Source organism: Bacillus sp. JST-5, assembly GCF_057747715.1.
The window spans coordinates 14893-32979 of the sequence record NZ_JBYLHW010000026.1 but is presented as its reverse complement, the minus strand read 5'-3'; the positions used below and the strand labels follow the sequence as shown (position 1 = coordinate 32979).

At 34.6% G+C, this 18087-nt stretch carries 15 protein-coding genes; 4 read left to right on the top strand and 11 right to left on the bottom strand.

Annotated elements, in window-relative coordinates; translation table 11 throughout:
- Positions 1 to 239: 239 nt before the first annotated feature.
- Positions 240 to 1235, top strand: coding sequence for a glycosyltransferase family 2 protein (locus AC3ASS_RS07320; RefSeq protein WP_488282863.1), 996 nt, complete (start codon positions 240 to 242; stop codon positions 1233 to 1235).
- Between the two features lie 96 nt (positions 1236 to 1331).
- The gene (locus AC3ASS_RS07315; RefSeq protein WP_488282862.1) at positions 1332 to 4844 is read left to right on the top strand and encodes a PA14 domain-containing protein; all 3513 of its coding nucleotides are present in this window, start codon (positions 1332 to 1334) and stop codon (positions 4842 to 4844) included.
- Positions 4845 to 5316: 472 nt separating this feature from the next.
- Here the strand turns inward: AC3ASS_RS07315 and AC3ASS_RS07310 are convergent, their stop codons facing one another.
- Positions 5317 to 6090 carry a zinc ribbon domain-containing protein gene (locus tag AC3ASS_RS07310; protein ID WP_488282861.1) on the bottom strand — a complete coding sequence of 258 codons (774 nt, stop codon included), beginning with the start codon at positions 6088 to 6090 and terminating at the stop codon, positions 5317 to 5319.
- Between the two features lie 358 nt (positions 6091 to 6448).
- Here AC3ASS_RS07310 and tagD point away from each other — a divergent pair, with 358 nt between their 5' ends.
- Positions 6449 to 6850 carry a glycerol-3-phosphate cytidylyltransferase gene (gene tagD / locus AC3ASS_RS07305; protein WP_488282860.1) on the top strand — a complete coding sequence of 134 codons (402 nt, stop codon included), beginning with the start codon at positions 6449 to 6451 and terminating at the stop codon, positions 6848 to 6850.
- Between the two features lie 270 nt (positions 6851 to 7120).
- On the opposite strand, the gene AC3ASS_RS07300 is transcribed toward tagD, so the two are convergent.
- Positions 7121 to 7495, bottom strand: a complete 375-nt coding sequence (locus AC3ASS_RS07300) for a hypothetical protein (RefSeq protein WP_488282859.1) — start codon at positions 7493 to 7495, stop codon at positions 7121 to 7123.
- 132 nt (positions 7496 to 7627) lie between these two features.
- The gene (locus tag AC3ASS_RS07295) at positions 7628 to 7981 is read right to left on the bottom strand and encodes a hypothetical protein (protein WP_488282858.1); all 354 of its coding nucleotides are present in this window, start codon (positions 7979 to 7981) and stop codon (positions 7628 to 7630) included.
- 245 nt (positions 7982 to 8226) lie between these two features.
- On the opposite strand from AC3ASS_RS07295, the gene AC3ASS_RS07290 reads away from it, so the two are divergent.
- Complete coding sequence (locus AC3ASS_RS07290; protein WP_488282864.1) at positions 8227 to 8784, top strand: glycerol-3-phosphate responsive antiterminator; 558 nt, start codon at positions 8227 to 8229, stop codon at positions 8782 to 8784.
- A 274-nt stretch (positions 8785 to 9058) separates the two neighbouring features.
- Here the strand turns inward: AC3ASS_RS07290 and AC3ASS_RS07285 are convergent, their stop codons facing one another.
- The 8 genes from AC3ASS_RS07285 to AC3ASS_RS07250 all read right to left on the bottom strand — a co-directional run bounded on the left by AC3ASS_RS07285 (position 9059) and on the right by AC3ASS_RS07250 (position 18087).
- Entirely contained in the window at positions 9059 to 9835 is a 777-nt protein-coding gene (locus AC3ASS_RS07285) for an HAD-IIA family hydrolase (protein ID WP_488282857.1), read from the bottom strand.
- Positions 9836 to 9854: 19 nt separating this feature from the next.
- Positions 9855 to 11555: an ABC transporter permease gene (locus AC3ASS_RS07280; RefSeq protein ID WP_488282856.1), complete on the bottom strand. Its 1701-nt coding sequence runs from the start codon at positions 11553 to 11555 to the stop codon at positions 9855 to 9857.
- Complete coding sequence (locus AC3ASS_RS07275; RefSeq protein WP_488282855.1) at positions 11552 to 12670, bottom strand: ABC transporter ATP-binding protein; 1119 nt, start codon at positions 12668 to 12670, stop codon at positions 11552 to 11554. The genes AC3ASS_RS07280 and AC3ASS_RS07275 overlap by 4 nt, the downstream gene beginning before the upstream one ends.
- A 17-nt stretch (positions 12671 to 12687) precedes the next feature.
- Complete coding sequence (locus AC3ASS_RS07270; protein WP_488282854.1) at positions 12688 to 13728, bottom strand: ABC transporter substrate-binding protein; 1041 nt, start codon at positions 13726 to 13728, stop codon at positions 12688 to 12690.
- A 308-nt stretch (positions 13729 to 14036) separates the two neighbouring features.
- Positions 14037 to 15146, bottom strand: coding sequence for a mandelate racemase/muconate lactonizing enzyme family protein (locus AC3ASS_RS07265; RefSeq protein WP_488282853.1), 1110 nt, complete (start codon positions 15144 to 15146; stop codon positions 14037 to 14039).
- 21 nt (positions 15147 to 15167) lie between these two features.
- Positions 15168 to 16154 carry an ABC transporter ATP-binding protein gene (locus AC3ASS_RS07260; protein WP_488282852.1) on the bottom strand — a complete coding sequence of 329 codons (987 nt, stop codon included), beginning with the start codon at positions 16152 to 16154 and terminating at the stop codon, positions 15168 to 15170.
- Positions 16141 to 17148, bottom strand: coding sequence for an ABC transporter ATP-binding protein (locus tag AC3ASS_RS07255; RefSeq protein ID WP_488282851.1), 1008 nt, complete (start codon positions 17146 to 17148; stop codon positions 16141 to 16143). Before AC3ASS_RS07255 ends, AC3ASS_RS07260 begins: the two co-directional genes overlap by 14 nt.
- A 15-nt stretch (positions 17149 to 17163) precedes the next feature.
- Complete coding sequence (locus AC3ASS_RS07250) at positions 17164 to 18087, bottom strand: ABC transporter permease (RefSeq protein WP_488282850.1); 924 nt, start codon at positions 18085 to 18087, stop codon at positions 17164 to 17166.

The following is an 18087-nucleotide window of genomic DNA, read 5'->3' as shown; positions in this document are numbered from 1 at the left end:
GATTATTGTCAGTACGCTTCGATAACATCCTAAATTTCCCCCGTTAACCAAGAATTCTATCCCTATTATACAAAAAAGCCTGTAGATTTGGCCCCTAAGTTAGGGACTTTGTCTACAAGCTGAAAGAGAGATAATTTCTCTCTTTTTCTTTTTTTTATATTTAAATAAAATAAAAATAGAAGGAAAATTTTATAAGCATATAAACCTTTGATAAATCTATAGAATTAGGAGTGTATCGTATGAGTTATAAAGTAACTATTGGCATCCCAGTATATAATGATGCTCAATTTATTGACAGATGTTTACAATCAGTCGTAAATCAAACTATCGGTTTAGACAATCTAGAGATTATTTGTATAGACGATGGGTCCACTGATCAGACAGGAGAAATAATTAATTATTATACAAGGAAATTTTCTTCTTATAAAATCTTTTATGATAGACATGAGAATACTGGAAGTCCTTCTCTTTCAAGAAATAAAATAATAGATTTAGCTAATGGTGAATATATTTTTTTCCTTGATGCAGACGATTATTTAGGTTTAGAAGCAATAGAAAGAATGTACAATCAAGGAAAAGAGAATAATGCAGATATTATTATCGGGAAGTATAAAGGAATTAATAGAGGTGTTCCTGTATTAATGTTTAATGAAAAAAAAGAAAAAACAACTTTTTTTGATTCTAAAGTTATCGATTCACTTAATGTATTAAAAATGTTTAAAACTGAATTTATTAGAAAATATAACATTAAATTTAATACTAGTATTTTCCATGCTGAAGATCATCCTTTTACAATGAAGGCTTATCTTCATACTAATTCTATTTCAATTGTAAATGATTATGATTGTTATTACTGGACGAAATACACTGATGGAAATCGAACTCAACTAACAAAGCAAATTATTGATGTAAATAAATTCTATGATTATTTTTACGAAACTTTGAATGTCATACAAAACGCTGATTTGCCTAATGATTTGATAGTTTTAGCAGCCTATAAATATTGGAGAAGATTGTTATTACTAGATTTACCAATAGAATTCCGTAGACCTAGGAATATTGAAGACAAATATCTCTCGTTTAATATTGCTAGTTCAATTGCCAAAGAGTATATAACTGATCAAATTTATAAACACTTTATTGATAACTTTGGTAAGGAAAAACTTATATTAGACATCCTCTTAGATGGATCCTATAGAATAATGGAAGATTATATACGATTAGATAGAAAATAATTTCAAGTTAAGTATTATTATAATATAAAGCTAATCCCTTCAAAAAAACATTGTATTCTAGTAAACTAACGATAGGAGGTGATATATATTAAATCAATGAAAAAAATTACATTAATATTTGGAACATTCTTATTTGCTATGATTCTAGTATTATCCTTTCTAGGAATCAATAAAGTTAATGCTGACACTAACCAATGGAAAGGAAAATTTTTCAACAATCTAGATTTAGAAGGTCCCTATCTTACCAAAAATTTCTCTGAACTTAAAATTAATTGGGATAGAAATAGTCCTCTAAATGGTATTAAAGAAGATGAATTTTCTGCCACTTTTACGAAAGAGATTGATGGTAATAAAGACTATTTTGTCCAAACTTATGCGGATGATGGGATTAGAGTTTCCGTTAATGGTAAAAAAACAATTGATGAGTGGCATACGTCTGCAGGAGAAATCCATCGTGGCCTAATTACCGGATTAAACAATGGATTAAATACTGTACAAGTCGATTACTTTGAAAAAGGCGGAAAAGCTTTTATTTATGCTGATGTTGTCCCGTTAAATCAGTGGTTGGCTTACTATTACTCTTCCACTTCGCCAAACGGGGTGCCTTCTAATACAAAAGTAATTCAAACGGAAAATTTATCTCTAAATCATGGCTATGATGCACCTATGGCAAATGTTCCGAAGGACAATTATTCTGCAAGATTTGTCACCGCTAAACGTTTATCTGCAGGAGATTATATCATTCGTACACAAGTGGACGATGGCGTTCAAGTTTATGTAGATGGAAAACTAGTCATTGATAGATGGACTGGTGGAGACTTTGTAGAAGATGCAGTTAAGGTAACTATTAATGACCGAGATACTAGCATTTCTAGTGAAAAAGATATTCATTTCATCGAAGTCCTATATTTAGAGAAGTCTGGGAAAAGTAGAATTAATGTAACTATTTCCCCATTTTCTCAAGCCATTTCCTCTAATAGTTGGTTAAATGTGTTCTATTCCAACGAATCTCTAAGCGGTTTAGGAATTGTAAATGGCGGAAATGGTTCACTTAACCAAATTAGTCAAATTAAGTATAATTGGGGAAAAAATTCTCCAATTAAAAATATTAATGCTGATAATTTCTCTGCTTCTTTTATTAAGAAGATTAATGGTGGAAAAGACTATTTCGTCCAAACTTATGCGGATGATGGAATTAGAGTCTCCGTTAATGGTAAAAAACCAATCGATGAGTGGCATACGTCTGCAGGAGAAATCCATCGCGGCCTTATTACTGGGCTTGGTAGCGGTACTCACAATGTTCAGGTCGACTATTTCGAACGTAGTGGGAATGCTTTTGTTTTTGCTGATGTTGTCCCGTTAAATCAGTGGTTGGCTTACTATTACTCTTCCACTTCGCCAAACGGGGTGCCTTCTAATACAAAAGTAATTCAAACGGAAAATTTATCTCTAAATCATGGCTATGATGCACCTATGGCAAATGTTCCGAAGGACAATTATTCTGCAAGATTTGTCACCGCTAAACGTTTATCTGCAGGAGATTATATCATTCGTACACAAGTGGACGATGGCGTTCAAGTTTATGTAGATGGAAAACTAGTCATTGATAGATGGACTGGTGGAGACTTTGTAGAAGATGCAGTTAAGGTAACTATTAATGACCGAGATACTAGCATTTCTAGTGAAAAAGATATTCATTTCATCGAAGTCCTATATTTAGAGAAGTCTGGGAAAAGTAGAATTAATGTAACTATTTCCCCATTTTCTCAAGCCATTTCCTCTAATAGTTGGTTAAATGTGTTCTATTCCAACGAATCTCTAAGCGGTTTAGGAATTGTAAATGGCGGAAATGGTTCACTTAACCAAATTAGTCAAATTAAGTATAATTGGGGAAAAAATTCTCCAATTAAAAATATTAATGCTGATAATTTCTCTGCTTCTTTTATTAAGAAGATTAATGGTGGAAAAGACTATTTCGTCCAAACTTATGCGGATGATGGAATTAGAGTCTCCGTTAATGGTAAAAAACCAATCGATGAGTGGCATACGTCTGCAGGAGAAATCCATCGCGGCCTTATTACTGGGCTTGGTAGCGGTACTCACAATGTTCAGGTCGACTATTTCGAACGTAGTGGGAATGCTTTTGTTTTTGCTGATGTTGTCCCATTAAATCAGTGGTTGGCTTACTATTACCCTACTACTAATCCTAGTGGTACTCCAGCCAATACAAATATTTATGCTACTGATAAATTATCCTTGGACTTTGGTACTAATGCGCCTATGGAGAATGTTCCTAAGGACAATTATTCTGCAAGGTTTGTAACTGCAAAACGATTACCTGCAGGAAAATATTTGATACAAACTAAAGTTGATGACGGTGTTAGAGTCTATGTTGACGGAAAAAAAATAATTGATCGTTGGACCGGTGGGAATTACGTAGAAGATACTACAATAATTAATATTGAAGATAGAAATACTTCAATATCTGCAGAAAAAGATATTCATTTCATTGAAATTGAATATCTTGAGAAATCCGGGAAAAGTAGAATTGATTTTAGTATAAAATCACCTGACTTCTCGTATATAAACTTAGACTTAAGAAAACCTTCAAATATTACAGCTCAAGAAATAAAAAACTTTTTTGATCGTAAAGGACATTCGAATAGTCAATTAAAAAAATATGCTCAGAATTTTATTGATGCTGCTAATAAATATGGAGTAAACGCTACATATTTAGTGGCTCATGCAATTTGGGAAACTGGTTGGGGAGGATCTGATCTAATAAACTATAAAAATAATTTATATGGATATGGTGCTTATGACCTTTGTCCATTTACATGTGGTTACTACTTCCCTACCGTTCAAGATAGTATTAATTTTGTAGCTTACCAGGTCAAAAGGGACTATCTATCAGCTGATGGAGCATATTTTAATGGTTATGATTTAATTGGTATGAATGTAAAATATGCTACTGATCCAAATTGGAAAAATGGTATTGCAAGTCTAATGCAAGATATGAAGCCATACGATTTTGAATACTATTATAATAAAGTTCCTATTGTTCAAAATGGGCCAAAACCACCTGATTATGGAAGAAATATTCCATCAGGAAAACCAGTACCTACAAATATCGTTATTAGTTATCCTCAATCAATTAAAGGGATAACAACTGACTCAGTTTACTTTAGAACGATCCCATATTTATTAGAGTCCACAAAAATAAAATTATTAGATAAAGGAACTGAAGTATTAGTATTAGGTTATAATACAGATGTTAAATATGACCCATCAAGGAAGGATCCATATGCATATAGATGGTATAGAGTCCTATATAATGGTCAAGAAGGTTGGATAAATGGTCAATATTTAAACTTTAATGAACCTAAAGAAATTCTCATACAAATTAATTCTTCAAACGGTTTAAATGTTAGAGAACAGCCTAATACCAACTCTAAAATAAAAGTTGCATTACCAGATAAAACTATCGTTAAAGCTGTGTTAGATAAGAACGGCAATGTAATTACTAAAGATGGCTGGTATAATATTTATCTTCCTAATTCAAATGAAACAGGTTGGATTTTCGGAGATTATGCCAAAATCTTAAAATAACCAATTAAAAGATTTTCTATACTTTTCCTAGCAAGGTAATAAATAGGATGTTCTATTTATTACCTTGCTTTTTAATGTTTCATAAGAGATTTTTCCTCCAATTTATAAATTAAGACATCAGAAATTTTATTTCTCCGCGAAAATTTTGGAACATAATTATTACGGAAAGTTGAAGTGCAATTAGGAATGTGTGTTGGCTGTTCATTATACGGATTACATATTTGGATAGGTAGAAATTTGTGTTAAAAAAATTTATTTAAAACAAACAGGTAATAAATAAATTTCGGAATATGCTTTGATAGAAGACATACTTGGTGCAGGGAGTTTCAAAGTAAAACGGGATTGGCAATTACCAATCCCTCCCTTCTCGAAAATAATTGCCCCTAACTCCACTTTCATATATATTAATGCAAACTTGCATTAATATTTTTCCCTTCAAAATAAAAAACCTCCTCAAAAGAGAAGGTCATTATTAAAAAAAATCGAAATAAACAGGTATGAATGTCTTGCCAAGAAGAAAAAGAGCTAAAACAAACCCTATATAAGTTAAGAATGTAGCATAAAAAGAATCCAGACCGGAACTTTCATTTTTCTTATATCCATAAATAGTTAGCGGAATAACAAATGAGAAACCGATAAACCCTAAATATAGGAAAATAACTAATATTTCAGAATCAAATAATGAAAAAATAAATGCAATTCCTAAAAGTAAAGATGGTGTAACGAGAAGTGTGCCAAATCTAGCCACTATTTCTTTAAAATCCACGGAAGATTTCCCTATATTTAATACACCAAACATTATGGAAATGACTAAGAAAATCATTAATAAAATAAAAAAGACTGGTTTAATGACAATATCAGCAAAACCGATTTCATAATACATAAAACTTCCAAGTTCTCTTCTTAATGCAAAATAAATCATTAACGGAATGAGAAAGGCAAAGATTAAAATTGTGATAAATCCATAAAATGATTCATTTTTCGTCATTTTTTCAGAAACAGGTACTGGACTTTTTAACGCAGTTTTAAAGTATTCCCAATAATTCAAGAGCATTTTTTTCGGAGCATTATGCTGATCATAAGATGGTGACGGCTGTGCGAATTCGTTTCCTTTCTCTACTGAATCATGTTGCGTCAGTGCATCTTCTTTCTGTGCTGGTGCATCCGGTTTAGTTAGCGGATGTCCGCAATTTACACAGAAGTTTGCCTCATTCTTATTCAGTGCTCCACAATTGCTGCAATACAAAATAATTCCCCCTTAAATTTAGGGAACTTCACGCCCTAAATGATATGTTTACCAAGTATATAATACCAAACATTTTCAAGAAAAAGTATATTTATTCTAATATTATCCAAATATTATTTCATATTCACCTGTATCTAATATCTAATACAAATAGATTAAAAATCTATTAGATATGATATTCCATAAAATTACTATCTCAATTAACCTATAATACTGTTATAACAAAACCCTTCAACTTTTGGATTATAAACTATGATTAATGAAACGACACCGAAATATCTTTATCAACAAAATTTGACTAAATTATAATAGTTTTATAGTATTATTCTAAAAGTAATTTCATTATGGAGGGCTTATTTTGAAGAAAGTTATTACATATGGAACGTATGATCTCCTTCATACCGGCCATATTAACTTATTACGAAGAGCAAAAGAACTTGGAGATTATTTAATTGTAGCCATTTCAACAGATGAATTCAATGCATTAAAAGGAAAAAAAGCCTACTATACATTTGAACAAAGAAAAGCAATTCTTGAAGCCATTCGATATGTAGATGAAGTCATTCCTGAAAATACATGGGAGCAAAAAATTGATGATGTAAAAAAACATAATGTCGATATTTTTGTTATGGGAGACGACTGGAAAGGAAAGTTTGATTTTTTAAAAGATTATTGTGAAGTCGTTTATCTCCCTCGAACTGTAGGAATTTCTACAACTAAAATTAAAAAAGATTTACAAACCGCTGCTTTCGTAAAATAATGTATAGAGGCAAAAGTTCATCCAGCACTCGTTTGTTTCGCTAATTTTTGTCTAGTTGCAAGAATGAATATCGAGCCAATACAAACAGAATACCCGCAAATTCCCATTCGTAGTTTTCAAATATCCTCTCAATCTGTCGGGATTGGCCACGGCTAATCCCTCTTTTTTTTCAAATGATTCTCCCAAATTAACTTGCAAATATATGAAAGTACGACTATGTGTATGCAATGTAATAATTAACTTTTTGGTCAACTAATTACCTCGCTAACCTTACATGACGTTTTTAGGATTATCCTTTTCCGATTTTTGGTAACTTATCAGACTTTTAATTATCGTAGCAATTGCTAACATCCAAAAAATCGGGTGAGTAGTAATACCACTTTGAGATTCCCCTCCCAATAACGTTAAAATAATGACAAGGAGAAGTAACGATATGGTTGCCAAAATAATATATAGATGTACTGATTTATCATTTTTTAAAATAGGCTTAGTATGAGTTATAATGTTTGTTAATACACTAATTAGAATCCCCCACGATAGAAAGTCTTTGTTTACAGATATGTTTGGAAAAAAATCTTTTAAGATTAGTAAAATAAATAAAAATCCAGCAACAAAGTAGGATAAGTGATGAATAGTCTTTTTCAATTTCTCGCACCCCTATTAGATTGTTAAATTATTTACTCACTCCAGTTTTTGTACATGTTTATACTCAGGTACAAATAACTTCCTTCACAAAAAATACGCGAGCCTAAGACTCACAGTATTCCTCCATGTATTCTACATTTTATTTATGAACTCTTCACTTTTTTCATCAGGCACGTGTCGTTCAAACAGGTACCAAGCTAATAAACGATAAATGGGAAGAGTTAAGAAAAGAATTGTCCATAAAATTTTATATTCCATGGATGTTAACATGAATAAAGCCCAAATAATAACAGCAAAGAATGACGTTAAGGTAGCCGCTGCTCCATTGATTGGTACTTTATCAACAAAAAATGTTTTAAATTCTTTTAACATTTCGGCATAGCAGGCTCTATGATAGGCAACAGGAATGAAAAATTTTGATGTGATGATTAAATCATCTCTTGAATCAATGGAACAAGAACATTCCTCACAAAAAATTTGTTTCATCGATCATTCCCCTCTTTTTTCCCAAAACTCCTTTACCTTTTATTTATAAATTTTACCAATTTTTCATCATCCCTTCCATATATATGTTTGAATATTTATAATTATCAGTGAAGGAATGGTTGCTAAGTAACTCTGTTGAATTTCAACAATTATCCAAAACATTTTTCATTTCAGTGACAATCATTACAAAAATATGTTATTTTGATAAAAGAGCTTAAAAGATGCTGGAGGGATTTTTCGTGTCAATGGTCGATCTAGTCGAGTCACAAATTATTGCATCAATTAAAAGAGAAGAGGATGTAGAAAAAGCAATTAACAGTCAAGCAAATATTAGTTTTTTACTAACCGGAAATTTATTGACGTGTAAAGACTACGTATCAAAATTAAAAGAAAATGGAATGCGAGTATTTATTCATTTAGATTTAATTGAAGGCATCGGGCCAAATCGAAGCGCCATTCAATATATTGCTAAAGAATGGAAACCTGATGGCATTATTTCTACGAAATCGAATTTAATTAAATACGCCAAGGATGAAGGTCTTTATACGATTCAAAGAATCTTTCTTATTGATCGTGGTGCCATTAATAAAGGAATTGAAGTGATTAACAACTGTAAACCAGATGCCGTCGAAGTTTTACCAGGATTAATGCCGAAAGTGATCGATCAACTATCTCGGGAAATTCCTATTCCTCTTATTGTTGGCGGTCTGATTACGACGAAAGAGGAAGTTCTCCAAGCATTAGAAGCAGGTGCGTTAGCCGTCTCTTGCGGTAGTCCAAATCTATGGAATTTAGATTTATAGTATTAAAAAATTGAATAAAAAATGAGCTGAAACATTAGACTTCGGATTCAGCAGAATGAGAACAAGACAGAACGTCAAAATCATCATTCTCCGTATTGGAAAATGAAATTAATCGTGTATAAAAATCGAACATAAAAAAACTGAAACAACAAAGCTTCAACTTCAGCAGGATGAGCACAAGACATGCGCAACAAAGTCCGATCGCCATCCTTAACTACTTTCCCAAAAACAAAAGCATCATTCTCCGTATTGGAAAATGATGCTTTTTTTATCATTATAGATTCACAATTTCTTTTACACTATTCAACACATAGGTTGGTTTTACACTCGATTGTTCCAGCATTTCCTTTGTCGTAATCCCTGTTAATACTAATACTGAGTTCAATCCGTTTTCGTTTCCCATCTTAATATCCGTTTCTAAACGGTCACCAACCATATAACATTGAGAAGGGGGCAATTTCAACACATCTTGAACGACGTATTCCGCCATAAGTTTCGAAGGCTTGCCCGCAATATTTTCTATCGATTGGCCAATCGCCCCTTCAATAGCGCCAATCATCGCACCACAATCTGGAATTTGTCCATCTTTCATTGGACAAGTTCGATCCGGATTAGTCGCAATGAATTGGGCTCCATTTCTCCAGGCTTGGAATGCATCGTTCAATTTATCATAATGAAACTCCCGATCCCATCCGACAACGACATACTTTGCCAACAGTGGATCTTCGGTAATTCGAATTCCTTGTTCACGCAATTCCTCAAATAACGGCTCTTCGCCAATGACATACACATAATCTTTAGGTGAAAGATTTAAATGTAAATACCGCGCCGTTATATAATTCGAATTAATCACTTCATCTAATGTAACCGAAATTCCCATTCGTTTTAATTTATTCACATAATCGATTCTTTTGGCAATCGACTTATTCGTTAAAAAGACGACTTTATCTCCGCGTTTCTTTAATTCATTCAACGCTTCAGCTGCTCCGTCAATCATCTCATCGTCTAAATAAATCGTACCATCTAAATCAAAAATAAACCCTTTACTCATAACGTTCACCAAGCCTATTCTATAGCTGTTTTTTAGACAATCGTTCTGCAATGGATTGAAGGATGATAACAATGACAACTAGCAATACCGCCATTGCTGCAGCTGTATAATATTCGCCGCGAAGAAGGTTTTGGAAAATCGCTAAACTCATTGGTGCCCACTCCGCTGGTGCTAATAAAATAGAAACACTCGTCTCTTTAATAACAGTGACAAACACTAAAATCGATCCTGCCGCAATCCCTGGAAGCATCAAAGGACCAATGACTGTAATCGCAGCTGTTAGACGAGAAGCTCCTAAATTGACCGCTGCTTCTTCAATGTCTTGTTTAATCATGCGCATCGTACTCATCGTAGAACGGATCATATATGGCAATCTTCGAATTGTATAAGCAATAATTAAAATCACTGCTGTACCGGTTAATTGCAACGGAGCCGTATTAAACGTTTGAATAAGCGCAATACCTAATGCAATTCCTGGTACAACTAGCGGTAAAGAAGATATAAAATCTAGTGATGCAGATTTTTGTCTTACTACAAAATAAGAAACAAATGTTGCGATAATGACACTTAATACTAATGCGCCAAGCGCTAAAATAATACTATTAGAAATATTGCTAAAAGAAGATGAGAAAATCATCTTGTAATGTTTAAGCGTAAATCCGGATGGCAGAATGCTTTTTCCCCAAGTAGTGGCAAAAGACTCTACAACAACGGTTAATAAAGCTAATAAAGGAACTAAAACAATGAATCCAGAATAAGCTGCTAAAGTTCTGTTTAAAACTTTGTTTTCGCTTAATTTTTGCAGCTTAGGTTTTCCAGAAACTGTACCGTAATTTTTCCCTTTAACAAATAAGTTCTGCAACCAGAAGAAAAACGCAGCGACAAGGACCATGATTACTGTTAAAATCGCTGCACCGCCCCAGTTGAAGAATCCAGCAATTTCACGGTAAGCTTCTACTACGATTAAGCTTAAATCTTTTGGCGCTAAAATTATCGGTGTTCCAAAATCGGAGAAACTGACCGTAAAAATTAATAACATACTAGAGATAATTCCTGGCAGTGCGAGTGGTAATGTTACATTCATGAAAGTAAAGCCGCTTTTAGCTCCTAAATTATAGGAAGCTTCTTCTAAAGTTAAATCGCTTATTTTAAACGCAGCGACCATTGGCCATAACGCATATGGGAAAAAGAAAAACACTTGGACTAAGACGATTCCCGTCATGGAGTAAGGGTCAATCAACATTCCTTCTCCACCAAGCATTTGATATAACTGTGTCACCCATCCCGAACGTCCAAACATAATAATAAACGCATATGCAGAAATAAACGTTGGGATGATTAATGGAATCGTACAAAGTGCAGAAATGGTTTTCTTAAAGGGCATTTTCGTTCTAGCAATCCCATAAGCAATCGGAATGCAGATGAGAATAACAAGAACAGAAACAATTAATGATAGCTGCAAACTATTTAATAAGGCTTTAAAATATCCTCCGCCCTTGAATACTTGAATATAGCTATTGAGCGAACTATTTTTAAATTTTTCAATGGTGGAACTCATAATGTTTGAGTCCGTTAAAGAACCTAATAGATTAATAGGCTGTCCAGTAAAACTTACTAAAAAAACAGATACTAAAGGAAGAATTAGGAATAAAAGAAAAAATAATGTGATCAATATTTTTACAACCGTTAATCCATTAAAGGTGCTGAAAAATTTTTTCATATTAATAACACCCTCTCTGGATCAATCGAAAGCTTAACGGAAGAATTGGCTTGTAAAATTTGATCACCGGAATGATAAGTTGTATCGACAATCAATGTATTTGTACCCACTTCCACATCGTAACGAACGATCGAACCTAAATAAGTGGAGAACAAGATTTTTCCTTCTAATAGGTTTTGTGGTTTCTCTTCTCCAGCAAAGATTTTCACATTTTCAGGTCGAATAATAACATCCACTTCTTTTTTGTTTGGTTTTGATGTGGACAAAATTTTTCGGTCTTCGATTTGTACAACGGTAAAGCCGTTTTCTTCTCCGACAACAGTTCCTTTTAAAATGTTAGATGTTCCAACAAAGTCCGCAATAAAAGGAGATTTAGGATTGCTGTACAGTTCTGTTGGAGTACCAATTTGCATAACTTGACCTTGGCTCATAACAGCCACGCGGTCTGCCATGCTCATCGCTTCTTCTTGATCGTGGGTAACAAATATTGTAGTAATCCCCAACTCTTGTTGAATTTTACGAATCGTATTTCTCATCGAATGACGTAGTTTTTGGTCAAGATTGGATAAAGGCTCGTCCATTAACAATACAGCCGGCTCCATAATCAATGCTCTTGCTAAGGCAACGCGTTGTTGTTGTCCACCGGAAAGTTCACTTGTTAATCGATCCGCGTATTTATCTAATTCAACATATTTTAAAATTTCCATTACTTTCGTTTCAATTTCTTTTGGATATTTAAACAAACGTTTGCTTAAAAAACGTCCGTAAACTTTAAATTTGGATAATAACCCGCCATTATTTAATTCTTTAATATTTAAACTATAGGCCACATTTTCAAATACATTTAAGTGTGGGAATAATGCATAGCTTTGGAAAACCATTCCGCAGTTACGCTTATTAGGCGGTAAGTTATTGACTACTTTATCGCCAATTTTGATTTCTCCAGATGTCGGTTCTTCAAAACCTGCAATACATCTCATTGTTGTTGTTTTCCCGCATCCAGATGGACCAAGAAGGGCGAAAAACTCGCCCTCTTTGATATCCAAATTGACATTATTTAATGCAACTGATTCACCAAATTTTTTCGTAAGTTGTTCTACTTTTACTGAGCCCATTGTTTACCACCTTTTTATTACTGGAATTTATCTTTCCATTCGTTACGAATACGATCGTAGTTGTCGTTTACCCAATCCATATCTAAATCAACGGCATGTGGTTTTACACTTTCTAATGTTAAAGGAGTTTTAGATTCTACTTCTGGGTTAATTGGAATATGGTACCAGTTTGCTAGAATTTGTTGTCCTTCCTTAGAAAGTAAGAAGTCAATGAATTTTTTACCGCCTTCTGCATTTGGTCCATTTTCTACTAGAGAAATAGGGTTTACTAGAATAGGAGTTTTATCAGGAACGACAAAGTCTACCGTTTCCCCTTTTGCTTTTGCTTCATAAGCCATGAAGTCAAAACCGATTCCGATATGTGCTTCACCCATCGCTACAGCTTTTGTAGGACCTGAACCTGAGTCTGGAATAGAGTTCGCTTGTTCAACTAATTTTTCAAAGTACTCCCAAGCTTCTTTTTCTCCGCGTTGCATCATTTGAGACATAACCATTAATGTTGCTGTACCAGATGCGGCTGGGTTAGAGAATTGAATTTTTCCTTTCCATTTTGGATCTAATAAATCGTCCCAAGTTTTTGGAGCTTCTTCTGGTTTAACCAATTCTGTGTTATAAACAAATCCTAAAACGAATACTTCGACACCCGTATAGTAACCATCTTGATGTTTGACTTTAATACCATCTTCAACTACATCCCAATCTTTAGCAGCATCAGGTGTGTACGGTGCGATAATTCCTTTATCAACAGCCGCTTCGAATGGAAGGATCCCTCCACCGCCGTACCATACGTCTGCTTGTGGGTTATCTTTTTCAGCCATCATTTGGTTAACTAATACGTTTGTACCTGCATAATGAACGTTTACTTTTCCACCGACATGTTTTTCAAACGCTTCTGCTAATTCTTTTGTCATATCAGGTGTTTCTGGAGAGTATAAGTTGATGCTACCGATATCTCCGTCTTTTGAACCGGATTTAGAGTTATCATCTCCTCCACACGCTGACAATAACAACATGCTTAATACTAAAATACTTGAAAATAAAATGGATAATTTCTTCATAAACAATCCCCCTTATGAATAGTTAAATTTGCTAGGAAAATAAAAAAGAGGAGATAAGAATCCACAGAAAACAAACCCCTAAATAGGTATTGTTCTGGGTTCTATCTCCTCGTCTCTTCCCAGCGGTTATATAATTATTTTTCATTATACATGAAAGCGCATCCAAAAACAACACTATTCTAAATATTTCTTCAAAAAATACGATTGTATACAATTTTATCGACAAACAAAAAACCACAGCCAAAACCGTGGTTAAAATATTTTTCGTAGTCTCAAACTACTTTAGCAATGCTGACTGAATCATTCCATTATATGATTTTCTCTGAATAAACCGTTAACTCGCTTAATACTTCTTCTTGAATATCGACACCCAACCCTGGTTTATCACTTAGAGAAATTTTTGGTACATCATATTGTAAATTTCCAATATCTTTGGCAAATTTCAATGGGCCTGTAAGCTCAACAGATTTAATAATTTTCTTTGAAAAGGCTACATGAAATCCTGCAGCAGAAGCAACCGAAGATTCGACCATCGAGCCAATTTGACATTCAATTGCAGCCATTTCCGCGATATGGGCTAACTTAATCGCTGGGTAGATGCCTCCGCATTTCATTAATTTTATATTGATTTTATCGGCGGCTCGCTTAGCAATAATTTCACGCATTTCTTTTGTGCCGTGGAGTCCTTCATCGATCATAAGTGGAATGGTCGTTTTAGACTTAACTTCTGCCATTCCATCAATATCGTCGGCAACAACTGGTTGCTCGACCCAATCAATCGAAACATCTTCTAATAATCGGAGAGCTTTTAAAGTGGCTGAGCTAGTTTTCCATCCTTGATTGACATCAATACGAATTGAAATATCTTCCCCTACTCTTGCTCGTACCGCTTTAATTCTTTTTACATCTTCATATAAATCCGTCCCAACTTTAATTTTGAATGATTTATACCCTTCTGATAATCGTTTTTCCGCCTCATCTGCCATATTTTCCGGAGTATCAATACTTAAAACTCGTGTTAATGGAAAATGTTCATGATACCTGCCGCCTAAAAGATGATAAACAGGAACGTTCAACGACTTTCCAATAATATCGTAACAAGCAATATCGATAGCCGCTTTTGCCGTAGGTACCCCGTAGATCATCTCATCCATCAATTCATGAATCGATTCGATGTTCATCGGATTAACACCAATTAACCTTGGGGCAATGGTTGACTTTAATACATGGTAGGTACTTTCCCAATTTTCACCAGTTACATGTTCATCAGGCACTCCTTCACCAAATCCGACGATTCCTTGATCCGTTGTTATCTTTACAATAATGGAGGGCATCGAATGGTAAGTCGCATAACTAATAACAAAAGGTTCAAGTAAAGGTAATTGGATAGCATACACTTCAATTTCTTTAATTCTCAATGATTGATCCTCCCTTATCCCTTAAGCATATAAATGACATGAAATTAGATGACCCGATTCATCTTTCTTCTCCCTCGGCTTTTCTTTTTTGCAATGATCCATCACGTATGGGCATCTCGTATGAAATACACACCCAGATGGAGGATTGATGGGAGATGGGACGTCCCCTTTTAAAATGATTCGTTCACGCTTAACTTTCGTATCTGGAATGGGAACTGCTGAAAGTAAAGCTTTTGTGTATGGATGCAAAGGATTTTGGAACAATTCATCGGTTGGGGCCATTTCTACTAAATGACCTAAATACATAACTGCAATCCGGTCGGATATGTGTCGAACAACGCTCAAATCATGAGAGATAAATAGATACGCCACACGAAATTCTTCTTGTATTTCTCCTAATAGATTAATCACCTGCGATTGTATGGAAACATCTAATGCAGAAACCGGTTCGTCTAAAATTATTAATGAAGGATCGACGGCCAAAGCTCTAGCGATCCCAATTCGTTGCCTTTGCCCTCCAGAAAATTCATGGGGATATTTAAAATATTGATCTTCTTGAATACCCGTCTTTTTTAAAAGAGTGATCGCTTTTTCCATTCTTTCCATCTTCGAACCGATTTGATGAATTTTCATCGATTCTTCAATTAAATCTCCTATTCTCTTTCTTGGATTTAAAGAGGAATGAGGATCTTGAAAAACCATCTGAATTTCTTTGCGATACCGTTTTAACTCTTTCCCTTTTAATTGAAAGAGATCCACTCCCTTATAGAGCGCTTTTCCACCTGTAGGTTCAATGAGACGTAAAATCGCTCTTCCTGTCGTACTTTTTCCACAACCGGATTCCCCGACAATTCCTACTGTCTCCTTCTCATAAACTTCAAAACTAACATTTTCAACGGCTTTAACGTGTCCTTTTGTTCTTCCAAACGGGCTTTTAATCGGAAAATATTTTTTTAATTCTTCTACCTTTAATAAAGGAGAAGATTGTTTTTCTTTAATGGATCGCATGGAATTTCTCCTCCTGAGACGCAATGGTATCATAATGCCAACATCTAACTTTTCGACTTTGATTAATGGATTCTAATACTGGAGGGAATTCTCGGCACTTTTCATCCGCAAAAGGACAGCGTGGCGAAAAGCGGCAGCCTTTTGGAATGTTATTCATAGAAGGAACAATGCCATCAATCGCGTACAGTTTCTTTTTCCGCTCTCCATCGATTTTCGGAATAGATTTCAGCAATCCTTTAGTATAAGGATGAAACGGTTGCTGAAATAGCTGGTCGGCGGTCGCTTCTTCAATGACTTGTCCTAAATACATCACAACTACTCTCGTACACATTTGAGCGACGACCCCTAAATCGTGGGTAATCATAATAACTCCCATATTAAAATCTTTTTGCAGTTGTTGAATAAGTTCTAATATTTGCGCTTGAATCGTAACATCTAAAGCGGTAGTCGGCTCATCGGCAATTAAAAGCTTCGGTTGACAGGATAACGCCATCGCGATCATTACTCTTTGTCTCATTCCTCCTGAAATTTCGTGAGGATATTCATCCATTCGTTTTTCAGGCGAAGGAATTCCTGTTTTTCGCAACATATCAACGGCCCGAACGTAAGCCTCCTTTTTCGAAACTTTTTGATGAACAATAATCGCTTCCATAATTTGATTCCCAATCGTATAAACTGGGTTCAAAGACGTCATGGGATCTTGAAAAATCATGGAAATTTCATTGCCCCGAATGTCCAACATCTCTTTTTCGCTTAATTCCAATAGATTTCGTTGATTAAATATGATTTTTCCTTCATAAGAAGTTGTCTTTTCATCTAGCAGACGTAAAATGGATTCGGCTGTCACGCTTTTCCCACAACCGGATTCACCGACGATTCCTAACGTTTCTCCTTTATTGATATGAAACGAAACGTCGTCGACCGCACGGAATGGACCTTTTTCTGTATAAAAAGTCGTTTTTAATTCTTTCACTTCTAACAAATGTTTCGTCATGACAACCCCCTCCCATTATTTCATCGCTTTATTTGAATGCGGATCTAAATAATCTCTTAAACCATCACCAAAAATATTAAGCCCTAAAACCGCCATAATAATGAAGATTCCTGGAAATACCGTCATCCACCAAGCAGAAAAGATGACAATTTTTCCGTCGTACAAAATATTCCCCCAACTAGGATCGGGTGCTGGAACTCCTGCGCCTAAAAAACTAAGGGATGCTTCTAAAATAATGGCAATTGCAAAAATATAAGTAACTTGAACAATCATTGGAGATAAAATATTTGGCACGATATGAAACCAAATAATTCTCCATGAACTTGCCCCTTGTGACTTAAGTGCTTCGATAAAGGTTTGTTCCTTCACCACTAGTGCACTTGAGCGAACAATTCTTGCAACAACAGGAATTTTCACCAACGTTACTGCAATGACAACATTGATTGGTCTTGGTCCAAGAACTGCCATGATTCCAATCGCTAGGAATATATCAGGAAATGCCATTAAAGCATCGCAAATTCTCATTAAAATGTGGTCTAAAAGCGAATAATAGGCCGCATAAAGACCGACCACCAAACCGAATATGGATGTCAGTACAGCAACTGATACCCCTACTACTAATGAGACTTGTGCACCGTGTGCGACGCGACTAAATAAATCACGACCAAAATTATCCGTGCCAAACCAATGTTCGGAATTCGGGCCTTTTAAACGATTGGCAGGATCAATGTCATACGGCGAGTATGGACTAACATACGGGGCAATAATGGCAAATAAACAGACAATGAGTAACAAAATTGTTCCAAACACGAGGGATTTATTAGATATAAAGCGTCGAAACATTAATTTTCGTCTTTCTTTTTTTAGCTGTTGTTTCAATTGATAAAAATAATTAAAATCAACGGATACGTTACTCTGTACCGATGGTTTAATATCCAT

Excerpts from the sequence above, each read along its gene's own strand:
- AC3ASS_RS07285 (WP_488282857.1), bottom strand. The coding sequence starts at position 9,835 with ATGAGTAAAGGGTTTATTTTTGATTTAGATGGTACGATTTATTTAGAC.
- AC3ASS_RS07275 (WP_488282855.1), bottom strand. The coding sequence starts at position 12,670 with ATGGGCTCAGTAAAAGTAGAACAACTTACGAAAAAATTTGGTGAATCA.
- AC3ASS_RS07250 (WP_488282850.1), bottom strand. The coding sequence starts at position 18,087 with ATGGATATTAAACCATCGGTACAGAGTAACGTATCCGTTGATTTTAAT.
- AC3ASS_RS07290 (WP_488282864.1), top strand. The coding sequence starts at position 8,227 with ATGGTCGATCTAGTCGAGTCACAAATTATTGCATCAATTAAAAGAGAA.
- AC3ASS_RS07315 (WP_488282862.1), top strand. The coding sequence starts at position 1,332 with ATGAAAAAAATTACATTAATATTTGGAACATTCTTATTTGCTATGATT.
- AC3ASS_RS07295 (WP_488282858.1), bottom strand. The coding sequence starts at position 7,981 with ATGAAACAAATTTTTTGTGAGGAATGTTCTTGTTCCATTGATTCAAGA.
- AC3ASS_RS07270 (WP_488282854.1), bottom strand. The coding sequence starts at position 13,728 with ATGAAGAAATTATCCATTTTATTTTCAAGTATTTTAGTATTAAGCATG.
- AC3ASS_RS07255 (WP_488282851.1), bottom strand. The coding sequence starts at position 17,148 with ATGACGAAACATTTGTTAGAAGTGAAAGAATTAAAAACGACTTTTTAT.
- AC3ASS_RS07280 (WP_488282856.1), bottom strand. The coding sequence starts at position 11,555 with ATGAAAAAATTTTTCAGCACCTTTAATGGATTAACGGTTGTAAAAATA.
- AC3ASS_RS07320 (WP_488282863.1), top strand. The coding sequence starts at position 240 with ATGAGTTATAAAGTAACTATTGGCATCCCAGTATATAATGATGCTCAA.
- AC3ASS_RS07260 (WP_488282852.1), bottom strand. The coding sequence starts at position 16,154 with ATGCGATCCATTAAAGAAAAACAATCTTCTCCTTTATTAAAGGTAGAA.